Genomic DNA, 14,190 nt, shown 5'->3' on the forward strand with positions numbered 1-14,190 from the left:
GAAGTGCCGAAGCACTTCGGGACCTCCTCTTTCCATGCCGCCCGAGCGTGGCGGACGTCCATCAGGCGCCGGCGTGCAGGTTGCGCAACACCGTCTGCAGGATGCCGCCGTTGCGGTAGTAGTCAATCTCCACCTGGCTGTCGAGGCGCAGCACCACGTCGAACGAGAACTGGCTGCCGTCTTCGCGGGTGGCGGTGACCTTCAGCGTCTGGCGCGGCGTCAATTCGCCCGCGAGCCCCTCGATGGTGAAGGTCTCACGGCCGGTAATGCCGAGCGACCGCCAGGAGTCCCCTTCCTTGAACTGCAGCGGCAGCACGCCCATGCCGACGAGGTTGCTGCGGTGGATGCGCTCGAAGCTCTCCGCGATGACCGCCTTGACGCCGAGCAGGTTGGTCCCCTTCGCCGCCCAGTCGCGGGAACTGCCGGTGCCGTACTCCTTGCCGGCGATGACGACCAGCGGCGTGCCGTCCGCCTGGTACTTCATGGCCGCGTCGTAGATCGGCACCACCTCGCCGGTCGGCAGGTAGGTGGTGACGCCGCCCTCGGTGCCCGGTGCCACCTGGTTGCGGATGCGGATGTTGGCGAACGTGCCGCGCATCATCACCTCATGGTTGCCGCGGCGGGACCCGTACGAGTTGAAGTCGACCGGGTTGACGCCGTGCTCGATGAGGTACTTGCCGGCCGGGCTGTTTGCCGCGATGCTGCCCGCGGGCGAGATGTGGTCGGTCGTCACCGAGTCGCCCAGCAGGGCCAGCACCCGGGCCGACCGGATGTCGCCCGTCTCCGGCAAATCGGCCGTGATGCCGACGAAGAACGGCGGCTCCTGGATATAGGTGGACGCCTCGTCCCACTCGTACAGCTCGCCCTCCGGCGTCTCCAGCGCATTCCAGCGCTCGTTGGCGCTGAACACGTGCTCGTACTCGGCCCGGAACATCTCCGGCGTGATGACCGAGCGGATGGTCTCCTGGACCTCCTGGGAGGTCGGCCAGATGTCCTTCAGATACACGGGCTTGCCGTCCTTGTCCGTGCCGAGCGGCTCGCGGGCGAGGTCGATGTCGACCGTCCCCGCCAGCGCGTATGCGATGACCAGCGGCGGCGAGGCCAGGTAGTTGGCGCGCACCAGCGAGTGGATGCGGCCTTCGAAGTTGCGGTTGCCGGAGAGCACCGCGGACACCAACAGGTCGTTTTCGCGGATGGTGTTCGCCACTTCGTCCGGAAGCGGGCCGCTGTTGCCGATGCAGGTGGTGCAGCCGTAGCCGACCACGTCAAAGCCGAGCTGGGACAGCGGCTCGAGCAGACCGGCCTTCTCCAGGTAGTCCGTCACCACGCGGGAGCCGGGCGCCAGGCTGGTCTTGACGTACCGCGGCGGCGTCAGGCCGCGCTCGGCCGCCTTTTTCGCCAACAGGCCCGCGCCGACCATGACCGACGGGTTGGAGGTGTTGGTGCAGCTGGTGATGGCGGCGATCACGACGGACCCCGTCTTCATCACCTCGGTCGCGCCGTCCTGGAAGCGGACGGTGGCCTCCTTCGCCACCTGCTCGTCGGACAGGCCGAAGCCGCCCTTGTCGATGGGCTTCCGCAGCGCGTCTTCGAACGTCGCCTTCATGTCCTGCAGGGCGATGCGGTCCTGCGGCCGCTTCGGACCCGCCATCGTCGGCGAGACGGTCGACAGGTCGAGCTCGATGGTGTCGGTGAACACCGGATCCGGCGTGTCGTCGGTGCGGAAGATGCCCTGTGCCTTCGTGTACGCCTCCACCAGGGCGACGAGCTCCTCGCTGCGGCCGGTGCTGCGCAGATAGTTCAACGTCTCCTCGTCGACCGGGAAGAAGCCCATGGTCGCGCCGTACTCCGGCGCCATGTTGGCCACCGTCGCACGGTCCGCCAGGCTGATGTTCGACAGGCCCGGGCCGTAGAATTCGACGAACTTGCCGACGACGCCCTTCTTGCGCAGCAGATGGGTCACCGTCAACGCCAGGTCGGTCGCCGTCGCGCCTTCCGGCAGTTGGCCGGTCAGTTTGAAGCCGATGACCTCCGGCATCAACATGTACAGCGGCTGGCCGAGCATGCACGCCTCCGCTTCGATGCCGCCGACCCCCCAGCCGAGGACACCGATGCCGTTGATCATCGTCGTGTGCGAGTCGGTGCCGACGAGGCTGTCCGGGAACACCACGACTTCGCCGTCGATCTCCTTCTGCTGGACGACGGTCGCCAGGTACTCCAGGTTGACCTGGTGGACGATGCCGGTACCGGGCGGCACGACGCGGAAGTTGTCGAACGCCTTCTGCGCCCAGCGCAGGAACTTGTAGCGCTCCTCGTTGCGCTCGAACTCCTTGTTGATGTTGAACTGCAGCGCCTCGCGCGAGCCGAACGCGTCCACCTGAACCGAGTGGTCGATGACGAGATCGACCGGGACGAGCGGGTTGATGCGCTTCGGGTCGCCGCCGAGGCGCTTCATCGCGGCGCGCATGGCGGCGAGATCGACCACCGCCGGCACGCCGGTGAAGTCCTGCAGCAAAATGCGGGCCGGCTTGAACGGGATCTCGTTTTGCGCCGGAGCCGCCGCGTTCCAGTTGGCGAGCAGGCGGACGTGGTCCTCCGTCACCGCTCGCTGGTCGATCTGGCGCAGCACGGCCTCGAGCAGGATCTTAATAGAGAAAGGAAGGCGGGAGACCTGTCCCACTCCCTTTTCTTCGAGGGCGTTCAGATGCGCGTACGTGAACGTTTGCCCGTTCACGGTCAGCGTGCGCTTCACGCCAAACGGATCGTGAAACACTGGCATGATAGTTCCCCCACTCTCTGTTCGATTTCTGAACCACATTTTCGCAGAACACGGGGCCTGTGTCGAATGGGAATCCAAAAACGCGATGAGTGCATGCGGATTCTCTATATCCCCGCGTGCCGCCGCGCCGCCGGAGAAGACGAAAGCGGGCGCCCGGCGGGCCCAGATGAGGCCGAGGCAGTCACCTGTCACTCTACTATCAACCCTGCATCGTTGCAAGTTGAAGCGGTTGGAATTGTCCTCCCAGGCTTCCGGCGGCTACAATCAGGGCGGAGGTGGGCGGCATGTCCCTGGCGGAGAAGAGGCTCTACTACCACGACAGCTATTGCACGCGGTTCACCGGGGTGGTCACAAGTTGCCGGGAGGCGGAGGGACGATGGCTTGTCCGCCTGGATCAGACGGCGTTCTATCCGACGTCGGGCGGCCAGCCGCACGACACGGGGCGGCTGGGAGACGCGCGGGTGCTCGACGTGTTTGTGGAGAACGGAGAGGTCGTTCACGCCACCGACCGGCCGCTCCCCGAGGGAGAGGCCGTCGAAGGCGAGATCGACTGGGTGCGGCGGCACGATTTCATGCAGCAGCACTGCGGGCAGCACGTGCTGTCGGCCAGCTTCGAGCAATTGTACGGCATGGACACGGTCGGGTTTCACCTGGGCGCCGAGTGGGTCACCGTCGATCTCGATGCCGAACCCACCTGGGACCAGGTGGCGGAGGCGGAGCGGCTGGCGAATCAAGTGGTGTGGGAGGACCGGCCGGTGTACGCGCGTTTCGTCACGAAGGAGGAACTGGCCGCCCTGCCGCTGCGGCGTGCGCCCAAGGTGAACGAGGATGTGCGCGTCGTGACCATCGAAGGGTTCGATCACAATCCGTGCGGCGGAACCCACCCGCACCGGACGGGGGAGATTGGGCTCATCAAAGTGGTGAAGACGGAGCGGATGCGGGGCGGCACGCGGCTGACCTTCGTCTGTGGGAAACGGGCCCTGCGCGTGGTGCAGGCGCGCTTTGAGGCGGTGAACGAGCTGGCGCGGCGCCTCTCGGTGTCCGTCGAGGACCTGCCCGCGGCGGTGGAGAAGCTGTCGCAGGAGGCGCAGGGCGCGCAGAAGCGGATGCGGGTCCTGCAGGACCAGTGGCTGGACCTGCGGGCGGAGGCGCTCGTTCGGCGCGCCGCGCCGGAAGGCGGGGATGTGCAGGGGGGGCCGTGGATCTGCGATGCGGTGGAGGACGTGGACACGGCGGACGCGCTGCGGGGATTGGCCCAACGGGTGACCGGGCGGGAAGGCGGCGCCACCGTGTGCGCCCTCGCGGCGGACACGGGTGAGCGCGTGTCCTTGGTGGTGGTGAGCCGCGATCCGCGGGTGGACGCGGGCACCGTGGTCCGCGCCGCGCTCGCGGCGCACGCCGGCAGAGGCGGCGGCAACGCGAAGCAGGGCCAAGGTTCGGCGCCACTGGTACCCGGGACGGATGCGTCCACCGTCTGCGAGACGGTGCGCCGGGTCCTCGCATCCTTGGCCTGACGCGGAAGACGGCGGGATCCGATGCGCTTCGCCCGGGCGCAGGGCCGGGGCGCATCCGGGATCGCCGCATCGCTCAGCGTTGCAGGAGCACCAGGATCATGGACGCCAGGGAGAAACAGGCGCTCAGCAGATACATGAACGTCACCGCCTGGACCTGGGAGAAGCCGTAGCTGAGCAGACGGTGATGACCGTGCGACTTGTCCGGCTTGTACACCGGCCGGCCCTCCAGGGCGCGCCGGATGACGACCCGCAGCCCGTCGAGGATGGGCACCCCGAGCGCGAGCACGGGGACGAAGATGGAGATGACGGTGGCGGATTTGAACGCGCCGATCACCGCGATGGAAGCCAGGAGAAATCCGAGCAACGTGGATCCGGCGTCGCCCATGATGATGCGGGCCGGGTAGAAGTTGTGGCGCAAAAACCCGAGGGCGGCACCGGTCAACGCGGCCGCCCACAGGGCCGAGGCCGCGTCTCCCTTGATGATGGCGATGAATAAGAGGGTCCCCGCCGAGATGCTGGCGATCCCGGCGGCCAATCCGTCCAGCCCGTCCAGGAAATTGAATACGTTGATGACCCCGACGATCCACACCAAGGTCACCAGGATGGAGACAAACGCGGGAAACTGGACAAAGTGGGGGTGGCCGAACGGCATGGAAAAACCGCGGACCGTGCCGCCACAGCCGGCCACGACCGCCGCGGCAATGAGCTGTGCGACGAACCGCGGGGACGCCGGGAAGTCCCGGCCGCGGGTCTTGTAGTAGTCGTCCACGAGCCCGATGGTGAACAAGAGCGCCGAGCCGGCGAGCATGCCCCAGTACACGCGCGGCACGTGTCCCAAGTGTATGGAGCCCGCCAGGCTGGCCGCCACAAAGCCGGCCAGGATGGCCGCACCGCCCAGCAGGGGCAGAGGTTGTTTGTGCACTTTTCGCGCGTTGGGCAGATCGACGAATCGCCAACGCAGCGCCAGCCGGCGCAGCGGCGGCACCAGAAGCCAGCTGACCGAGAACGCGGCCAGCGCAACGGTCAGATCCGTCAACGTTGTCGCCTCCTACCAATTGACCGGCTGCTTCACGGTGTGCATGCTGCCCTGATCATCCGCCCACAGGACCGTCAACTGACGCGCCTGCGCGTCGTACTGGGTCTCGGCCAGCGTCTGCTGGCGCTTGGTCGCGGGATCGGCGAAGACGATGGTCAGCGATTGGCCGTGATCGTACAGGGCGTACAGCCGGGCCATCTCCACAGCGAACGACAGGCGCTGATCCACCGGGAGCGGATGTCCGAGCGTGAGCACGTACGACATCGGCTCAATGCCGGTGCCGGTGTCGATGTCGGTCAACTGCCCGATGTGGTGCGTGACCACGTATTCATAGAACGAGTGCTTGTGCGCCGCCGCACGGGCGGCCGCGACCTGGCGCATGTAAGCGTACAGGCCGAGCATCATGAGCGCAAGGACCGCGATGGCGATGGCCAGGTACACCTGGCTGCGCGCCTTGCGCCGCTTGACATCGGTGGTGTGCACTCGGACCCCTCCGCACCGGCAGCGTCCAAGCGCCGCCGCTTTCACATGCGATTATACCGGAGGGTGGACGCAGGCGACCAGTCTGTCCGCGGATTGGAGCGGGAAAGACGGCAAACCGACACCGATTCGCCACAGGACGGTCACACCTACGGGTCAGGGCAGCTTTTGTCCGGGGTCCGCGCACGTGCTATGCTTGATTCCGTGTGAGCTCGGGAACAGCGAATGGGTGCTGTCGGGATGTTGTCCACATGTTGTCCACGCGATGGCGGACCGCCCGGCGGGCGGACAGCGAAGGGGGGACGGACCCAATGGGGAAGGAGAATAAGGAGAATATCATCAAACGACTCAGCGTGATCCTCGTCACGCTCGTCACGGTGTTCATCGGATTCGGGCTCATCATCCCGGTCATGCCGCTCGTGGTGCAAGGGACGGGTGCGCGTCCCATCCACCTCGGGATGATGTTGGCGGTGTACTCGGCCGTGGCGTTCTTCATCTCTCCGTGGTGGGGGCGCCTCAGCGACCGGATCGGCCGCAAACCGGTGCTGATCACGGGGCTCATCGGCTTCGCGGTCAGTTTCGCCGTCTTCGGCCTGGCGAAAGACTGGCTCTGGCTGATGTATGTCGCCCGCCTCATCGGCGGCGGCTTCTCCGGGGCGGTGACGGCCACCGCCATGGCGTACATCGCCGACGTCACGACCGCCGAGGAGCGGACCAAGGGCATGGCGTTTGCGGGCATGTCCATCGGGGTCGGATTCATCTTCGGCCCGGCCCTCGGCGGGATGCTCAGCACCTTCGGTGTCGCCGTGCCGTTTTTCGCTGCCGCGGCCCTGGCCCTGCTCAACGCCCTGTGGGCCGCGGCCGGATTGAAGGAGTCCGTGGCGCGGCGCCCGGCGCAAGCCGAGGACGGCGAGACGTCCCGCCGGTCTCGGTGGGCGGCGTTCACCGGCCCGTTGAAGTACTTGTACATCGTCGATTTTGTGGCCCAGTTTTCCATCGCCTCGCTGGAAGGTTGCCTGCAGTATTTCGAGATGGCCCGCATCCACGCCACCTCGCAGCAGATCGGCTGGATGTTTTTCATCTCCGGGGTCGTCGGCGCCCTCATCCAGGGCGGCATTGTCCAGCGCTACGTGAAGCACGGCCGCGAGGTGCCGACGATGTACATCGGCCTCGCGGTGTCGGCCGTCGGATTGTTCCTGATCCTGCTGTCGCGGGATTTCACGACGGCGGTCCTGTTCACGGCCATCTTCGGGGCGGGCAACACGGTCATCAAACCGACGCTGCAGTCCGTCGTCACCAAGGAGACGACCGTCGGACAGGGACTGGCGGCGGGCCTCATCTCGTCGATGGACAGCCTGGCCCGCGTGGTCGGTCCCCTGTTGGCGACGGCCCTGTTTCAGGTTCACGCAAATCTGCCGTTCGTCGTGACGGGCATCATCGCGCTGGCGGCCATCGGACTGGTGTACGCGTACCAACATACGAAACGCGAAAGAATTGTGACGGAGCCCGTGTGACGGAGATCGCCGCGGGCTCCTTCGCTTGACTGTCCAGATGCAAACTATGGTACACTGTAACCGGATCTTGGGGTGCGCCAGCTCGTTTTGGCCTCATTCGATTGTATGAGCGGCTGATGGTCCAGGCAGGGCATGGAAGACGGGGCGTTGGTGCATTCTATCATACGGAGAATTTGGCGGCCTTCCAGCGGCTCGCTGCTTTTTGCTGTCTGATAGAACGCACTATTGGCGCAATGCCCACGGATTCGACTGCTGGCCATCGTGCTGCGCCCATGAAGCAACGGTCAGACCTGCCGAGGAGGGTGTGGTGTCGTGAGTTCATCATCTTGGCTGCCCGCGCAATTGACCTCGATGGCGCACAACGTGGATCTCCTTTTCTACATCATGCTTGGCATCATCACGTTCTTCTTTGTGCTCGTCGAGGTCTTGCTGATCACATTCCTGATCCGCTACCGCCGATCGGCGAAGAACCCGGTCGGCGCGGCCGTCCACGGCAACAACGTGCTGGAGACGGTGTGGACGCTCATCCCTGCCCTGATCCTCGTCTTCATGGGTGCCTACAGTGTGCGCTACGTCTACGAAGCGCAGAATCCGCCGGCGAAACCGCTGGTGATTGAGGTCATCGGGCACGAATGGTTCTGGGAGTTCAAGTATCCCAACGGGCTCGACACCCACAACGACCTGCGGATCCCGGCAGGACAGAACGTGTTGTTCGACATTCACTCGGCGGACGTGATCCACGGCTTTTACATCCCTGAGGCCCGAATCCAACAAGACGCACTGCCTGGTCGGATCACGCAATTCTGGGTGAATGTGGACGCCAAAGACGTGGGCAAGCAATTCCAGGTGCCGTGCGACCAATTCTGCGGCACGGGCCATCCCATCATGGTTGGCCAGTTGACAGTGATGTCGCCGGACGATTTCAACACCTGGATGCAGACGGAGCTGCAGAAACAGCAGGCCAAGTCGTAGGCCACGTGACACCCGGGCAACCCGCTCGCCGCCAGCGGACCGGAAGATCCTCCGGCGTCCGGACCGTCCGGCGCACTCCTCTCGTCGGTGTCCCGCACGGGGTGACGGGTGAGCGGGCATACTGAGACAAGGTGGTGTGAACATGGAAGCCGTGCTGCAGGCGCCGCGCCGGTCCTTCGTCCGCGAGTGGGTGTTCACCGTGGACCACAAGAAGATCGGCATCATGTATGGCGTCACCGCCCTGTTCTTCTTCCTCATCGGCGGTCTGTTCGCATTGTTGGTGCGTACCGACCTGCTGAGCTACAAGGGCTTGTTCGACGCGCAGAGCTACAACGAGTTTTTCACCATGCACGCGACGGTGATGGTGTTCCTGGTCATCATCCCGATGCTGATGGGCGCGTTCGCGAACTACCTGGTTCCGCTGCAGGTGGGCGCGCGCGACATGGCGTTCCCGCGCATGAACGCCCTCAGCTACTGGCTGTATTTCGTCGGGGGCATCATCATCCTGCTCAGCATGCTGTACGGGATGCCCGACTCCGGGTGGACGGCGTACCCGCCGTACAGCCTGACCTCCCAGGGGCCGGGGATGGATTTCTGGGTGATGGCGATTCACATCGTCGGTCTCTCGTCCATCCTCGGCGCCATCAACATCATCGTCACCGTCCACCGCATGCGGGCGCCCGGCATGACGTGGAACCGGCTGCCGCTGTTCGTGTGGAGCACGTTGGTGACGGCGTACATGCAGCTGTTCGCGACCCCCGCGCTGGCCGGGGCCGTGACGACGCTGCTGCTCGACCGCCACTTCAACACGGTCTTCTACGACAGCTCCGCGGGCGGCGACCCGATGATGTACCAGCACCTGTTCTGGTTCTATTCACACCCGGCGGTCTACATCATGATCTTGCCGGCGTTCGGCATCATTTCCGAGGTGATACCCGTCTTTGCGCGCAAGCCGATCTTCGGCTACCACGCCATCGCCTACTCCAGCGTGGCCATCGGGTTCCTCGGCTTCTTCGTGTGGGCGCACCACATGTTCGTGGCCGGGATGCAGATGTCCGCCGGCATTCCGTTCATGATCTCGTCGCTGGTCATCGCGGTCCCGACCTCGGTGAAGATCTTCAACTGGCTGGCGACGATGTGGCGGGGTGCGGTAGAGTACACAGTGCCGATGATGTACGCTTCGCTCGGGTTCATCGGGTCGTTCATCATCGGCGGCTTTAGCGGGACCATCGTGGCGGCGGTGCCTCTCGACATGCACCTGCACGACACCTACTTCGTCGTGGCGCACATCCACTACGTGCTGTTCGGCGGCGCCGTGATGTGCATCATGGCCGGCATCCACTTCTGGTTCCCGAAGCTGACCGGCCGCATGTACAATGAGAAACTCGGTTATCTCGGGTTCTGGTTGTACTTCATCGGCACCCAGGTGACGTTCTTCCCGATGCACCTGGTCGGCCTGGCGGGCATGCCGCGGCGCATCCAGTCATACGCGCCCATCTTCCAGACCTGGAACCAGGTGGCGACCATTGGTTCGTACATCCTGGGCCTGGGCACCATCATCATCCTGTACAATCTGATGGTGTCGGCCAAGTACGGCCGCAAGGTGGGCCACAACCCCTGGCACGCCCGCACCCTCGAGTGGACGGTGTCGTCGCCGCCGCCTGAGCACAACTTCGATGAAATTCCCGTCGTCACGGATACGCCTTACCGTCCGTACACGCCGGAGGAACTCACGGCGAGCAAGGAGTCCGCGTAGCGGTTCCGCCTGCGGGCGGGCAATACGGGCAATCATCGGAGCGGAGCACGGCACCCGGCGGAGCGAGGCGCCGTACCGGCGTCGCGGCGGTGCAAAGATGGGTCGGCGGGGAGGTGAAGCGCGTGAGCTGGCGACTGCCGCTGATCACGTCCATCGTCATTGTCGTCCAAATGACCTTGGGGGCGTTGGTGGTCGGCGAGAATGCGGGCTTCGCCTGTCCCGATTGGCCACTGTGCAATGGCGCGCTGTTTCCCAGCCCGAGCGGCCTGGTTGCGCTCGAATGGGTGCACCGGGCGACGGCGCTCCTGGTCGTGGTGCTGGTGGCGGCCGTCGCCGTGCAGGCCTGGCGGCGCAGGGAAGACGCGCGGCTGTTCCGCCTCAGTGTTTGGGCCGTGTTGTCCCTGTTGGTGCAGGTCGTGGTCGGCGGTCTGATTGTGCTGGTGAAGGCACCGGGGGTGACCACGACCATCGACGTGTTGAACAGCATGTTCCTGCTGTCGTTGTCCGTGACCATCGCTATGCGCCTGCGATCCCGGGCGGCCGCCTGCGCAGGCCTGCCGCTGAACGGCGTGAAATCCGGAGAACCGCGGGGGGAAGCGTACCGAAGGCTTCGCCCGGCATCCCGGGCGTTCACGGGTGCGGTGTGGGCGGCCGTGACGGCAGGGGCGCTGTTTCGGCACACCGGCGAGAGTGAGGCCTTGTTCGGGCGCAACGATTATCTGGCGAGCCACGGCCAGACCGCGATGCCGTCGCTGGCAGAGGCTCACTGGATGCTCGGCCTGCACGGCTTGACCGCCCTGTGTCTCGCGGGCGCCGCAGTGTTTCTGGCGGTGAGGGCGTCCCGGACGAGGGTCCTCGTCCGCTGGGCCTGGGGGTGCCTCGCGTTGGTGGGGGCTCAAGCCGTCCTGGGCATCCTGACGCTCGTGACAGCGTTGCAGCTCGCGTTGGCCACGCTCCATTGGACCGTGGCCAGTGTGTTGGTGGCATGCGCGGCCGTGCTGCAAGGACGGACGGCGGCGTCGGTGGCAGAAAATGCACGCGCCCGCCCTTCGGGCGCAGACACGGACGAGGATGGACGCACGGATGGGGTGGCACTGGCCGAGCCACATCCGTTACGATGACCCTGGTGAAAGGAGGGAGGGACGATGGCGGTGCACGGGACGGCGGCGAAGCGGTTACGCCGCGAGGAACCGCAGCAGCGACACGGAACGTGGCGCGACTATATCTCTCTGATGAAGCTCGGGATCACGACGGCCAACCTGATGGCGACGGTGGCCGGACTGTGGATGGGGGCCCATGGCCATCCGGGGTGGAAAACGGTGGTGATCACGCTCATCGGCACAGCGATGGTGGTCGCTTCCGGGGCGACGCTCAACAATTTTGTCGATCGCGACATCGACGTGCGCATGCAGCGTACGAGCGGACGCGCATTGCCCACGGGGAAGGTTCAGCCGGTGTCGGCCTTGGTCATCGGACTTGCCCTCGGTGCAGCCGGATTGGTACTGCTCGCCGGTTGGGTCAACAGCACGGCGGCGGCATGCGCGTTTGTCGGACTCGTGATGTACGCCTATGTGTACACGGTGTGGTTGAAGCGAACGACGACGCTGAGCACGGTCCTCGGCGGATTGGCCGGGGCGATGCCCCCGCTCATCGGATACGCGGCCGGAAGCGGCGGACGTCTGAATCTGGCCGCGTGGGTGGTGTTCAGCGTGTTCTTCCTGTGGCAGCCTCCTCATTTCCTTCCGCTTGCGATGAAGCGAGTGGAGGATTACCGCGCGGCAGGGATTCCGATGCTGCCGGTGGTGCGCGGATACACAGAGACGAAATGGCAAATACTGGTGTACACCGCGGCGATGGTGCCTGTTTCGTTGCTGCTGTACGCCCTGCAGGCGGCCGGCGTGATCTACCTGTTGGTCGCCCTGGTGCTCGGCGTCATCTTCTTGTGGCGCGCGGTTCAGGGGCTGTTCACGAAGGACGACCTGGGCTGGGCGAACCGGTTGTTCCGGTTTTCCTTGGTGTACCTGACGGCCATCTGCGTCGCAATGGTTGTGAATCCGCTGTAACTGCGAGCAACGCGTGTCACGGACACGTTGGAAACGGAGGAGGATCAGGATGGCGACCGAACATGCGCATGCGGCTGGGCACGCCGCCCATCACGACGAGCATGTCGACCATCAGGGCAACGCGAACTTCGCCGTCTGGTGCGGACTGGCTGCGCTGACGTTTACCACGGGGACGTTCGTCGCGTCCAATGTGTACCTGAGGGCGTGGAGCCCGGCCAAGTTCGTGCTGGACGATACCCTGTTGAAAAACCTGCCTTATGTTGCAGTCCTGTTTTCCATCATCTCCACCGTGTTGTTGTTGATAGCCGCGTCCTTTTTCGTCCGCGACAAATGGCGCGCTTTCAACGGGACCCTGGCGTTGGCGGCCTTGACCTATGCGGTCGTATTGTTGACGCAGTTCCGTCTGATGATCTGGTTCGCAGGGTACAGCAAGCAGGTGGCGACCATCTACGCCCCGACGGCGGCCATCCAATTTCTGCTGAACGTCGTCGGCATGGTTCTCATCGCCGTCGCCGGCTGGTATTCCAGCTTTCCGAACAAGGCGCACATCAACAAGTTCTTCCCGGTGGCGATGAACGTCTGGTTGTACTCGGCGGTGTCCGGGATCCTGATTCTGATCCTCGAGAACGTCATCACCTGGGGACAGTTCGCCGCGTGGTGCGGCATCAAACTGACCAGCTGAAGGCCGCGCGCAAGGCGGAGGAGGGGAATCGATGCAACCGTTGCTGTTCGCACTCGGCGCTTTCGCCTTTGTGGCGCTGACGCTGCTGATTTTGAAGTACACCACGTACCTGTCGAACACCAAGAAGTGAATCTGGCATCGCTCGCCGCCGTGGAGCCATCCGCGGCGGCTTCCGTACATTCTGCCGGACGCGATCCCGCGGATGGCCCGAACACCGGGCCGCCCCCTGTGCGCCACGGGGGTCACCGAGCGGTGCGGCGGTCCGGCTTGGAGAAGGGATAGGCGTGGGCTCGGCCTTGGCGTTTACAACCGGATGGGTTTGCATCGTGTTTCTGGGGTCGGTCTTCAGGCGGTACTTGCAGCACCGGCGCCTGAGCCACCTGTTTTGGAGCGTGTCGCTGGCGGCCTCCGCGGTCGCGTCGTTCAGTTATTGCGGTGCGGTCTGGTCATCCGGTGCCGCCGCCGAGGTGTGGTTCCGGTTGTATTATATCCTCGGGGCGATGTGGATGCCCGCCTGGATGGGGCTGGGGAGCCTGGCGTTGGTGCTGCGCCCGAGGTGGGTGTGGCTGCTCGCGTCGGCGGTGACGTTGGCCGGCGCCGCCGGCAGCGTCCTGTTGTCGCAGGCCCCCATTCAAGCCCAGGCCTTGGCGGCGCTGGCCGGACAGGCCGGGACCGGCATCTTGGCGCCGGGGGCTTGGTTGGGGGTGCTCATTCCGCTGAACACATTCGGCGCGGCGGCCGTCATCGGCATTGCGGCCTGGTCGGCGTGGAAGACGTACCGCAGGCAGGCCCCGGTCCGGTTCCTGTACGGGAACCTCTGGTTGGCCTGCGGCGTGCTGGTGATCTCCATGGCCGGGACATCGGCCCGGCTGGGCTGGGGAGATCTGTTCTGGGGCGTGATGTTTGTGGGATGGGGGATCACCTATTGCGGGTACCGCCTGTTGACGCCCCCTGCGCACGTGTGGGTGGAGTCCGTTCCGAACGGCGCCCGGTGACGGACCAGAGGCGGCGCCGGGGCGGGCTTCCGACGCTGGCGGACGGCACTTCGCACAGACGCTGGCGGGGGAGGATCCATCAAACGCCTGTCCTGCGGCACCGCCGGCGCAGCATCACGAGTGGCGGTTGTTGTCGCGGGTCCACTTGCGGTTGCGATTGCGCGTGTGGGGAAACGAGTCCCCCTTTTTCAAATACACCCGGTTCGGATGGTGCAGGTTCCGGCTGTCCGGATGTTCCCCAATCTCCACGTACCATCCGTCATTCGGCACTTCCCAGCCTGGCTCAAAGACGTTGTTCTGTCCCAAACGGACCACCTCATCTTCTGATATGTTCTAATATGGGGATGCATGTCCGAGTGTATGCAGAGGGAGATCGGATGCCTCCCGCCACATCGAGCA

At 65.0% G+C, this 14,190-nt stretch carries 12 protein-coding genes; 8 read left to right on the forward strand and 4 right to left on the reverse strand.

The window, feature by feature from the left end; genetic code table 11:
* Positions 1–61 precede the first annotated feature (61 nt).
* Positions 62–2,779: an aconitate hydratase AcnA gene (acnA, locus tag BM357_RS00740; protein ID WP_074948622.1), complete on the reverse strand. Its 2,718-nt coding sequence runs from the start codon at positions 2,777–2,779 to the stop codon at positions 62–64.
* 284 nt (positions 2,780–3,063) lie between these two features.
* Here acnA and BM357_RS00745 point away from each other — a divergent pair, with 284 nt between their 5' ends.
* Positions 3,064–4,293, forward strand: coding sequence for an alanyl-tRNA editing protein (locus BM357_RS00745; protein WP_074948624.1), 1,230 nt, complete (start codon positions 3,064–3,066; stop codon positions 4,291–4,293).
* Between the two features lie 73 nt (positions 4,294–4,366).
* Here the strand turns inward: BM357_RS00745 and BM357_RS00750 are convergent, their stop codons facing one another.
* Both BM357_RS00750 and BM357_RS00755 read right to left on the reverse strand, forming a co-directional pair.
* On the reverse strand, positions 4,367–5,329 hold the full coding sequence (locus BM357_RS00750; RefSeq protein WP_074948625.1) for an MraY family glycosyltransferase: 963 nt from the start codon (positions 5,327–5,329) through the stop codon (positions 4,367–4,369).
* Positions 5,330–5,341: 12 nt separating this feature from the next.
* Positions 5,342–5,812, reverse strand: a complete 471-nt coding sequence (locus BM357_RS00755) for a hypothetical protein (protein WP_074948626.1) — start codon at positions 5,810–5,812, stop codon at positions 5,342–5,344.
* Positions 5,813–6,120: 308 nt separating this feature from the next.
* Here BM357_RS00755 and BM357_RS00760 point away from each other — a divergent pair, with 308 nt between their 5' ends.
* From BM357_RS00760 to BM357_RS00790, 7 genes are all read left to right on the forward strand, one after another.
* Positions 6,121–7,323 (forward strand): MFS transporter, encoded by a 1,203-nt coding sequence (locus tag BM357_RS00760; protein ID WP_245783782.1) that lies wholly within the window; start codon positions 6,121–6,123, stop codon positions 7,321–7,323.
* A 312-nt stretch (positions 7,324–7,635) separates the two neighbouring features.
* A complete protein-coding gene (coxB, locus tag BM357_RS00765; protein ID WP_074948627.1) occupies positions 7,636–8,295 on the forward strand; it encodes a cytochrome c oxidase subunit II in 660 nt (219 codons plus the stop codon).
* Positions 8,296–8,437: 142 nt separating this feature from the next.
* Positions 8,438–10,051 (forward strand): cytochrome c oxidase subunit I, encoded by a 1,614-nt coding sequence (ctaD, locus tag BM357_RS00770; protein WP_074948628.1) that lies wholly within the window; start codon positions 8,438–8,440, stop codon positions 10,049–10,051.
* Positions 10,052–10,173: 122 nt separating this feature from the next.
* A complete protein-coding gene (locus tag BM357_RS00775; RefSeq protein ID WP_074948629.1) occupies positions 10,174–11,172 on the forward strand; it encodes a COX15/CtaA family protein in 999 nt (332 codons plus the stop codon).
* A gap of 24 nt (positions 11,173–11,196) precedes the next feature.
* Entirely contained in the window at positions 11,197–12,114 is a 918-nt protein-coding gene (gene cyoE, locus BM357_RS00780; RefSeq protein ID WP_083430048.1) for a heme o synthase, read from the forward strand.
* 49 nt (positions 12,115–12,163) lie between these two features.
* Positions 12,164–12,796, forward strand: a complete 633-nt coding sequence (locus BM357_RS00785) for a hypothetical protein (protein ID WP_074948630.1) — start codon at positions 12,164–12,166, stop codon at positions 12,794–12,796.
* Between the two features lie 284 nt (positions 12,797–13,080).
* The gene (locus BM357_RS00790; RefSeq protein WP_074948631.1) at positions 13,081–13,791 is read left to right on the forward strand and encodes a hypothetical protein; all 711 of its coding nucleotides are present in this window, start codon (positions 13,081–13,083) and stop codon (positions 13,789–13,791) included.
* 114 nt (positions 13,792–13,905) lie between these two features.
* On the opposite strand, the gene BM357_RS00795 is transcribed toward BM357_RS00790, so the two are convergent.
* Complete coding sequence (locus BM357_RS00795; protein WP_425426462.1) at positions 13,906–14,106, reverse strand: YjzC family protein; 201 nt, start codon at positions 14,104–14,106, stop codon at positions 13,906–13,908.
* Between the last annotated feature and the right edge of the window lie 84 nt (positions 14,107–14,190).

Origin of the sequence: Paenalicyclobacillus macrosporangiidus (assembly GCF_900116805.1) — a bacterium.
GTDB classification, from domain to species: Bacteria; Bacillota; Bacilli; order Alicyclobacillales; family Alicyclobacillaceae; genus Alicyclobacillus_H; species Alicyclobacillus_H macrosporangiidus.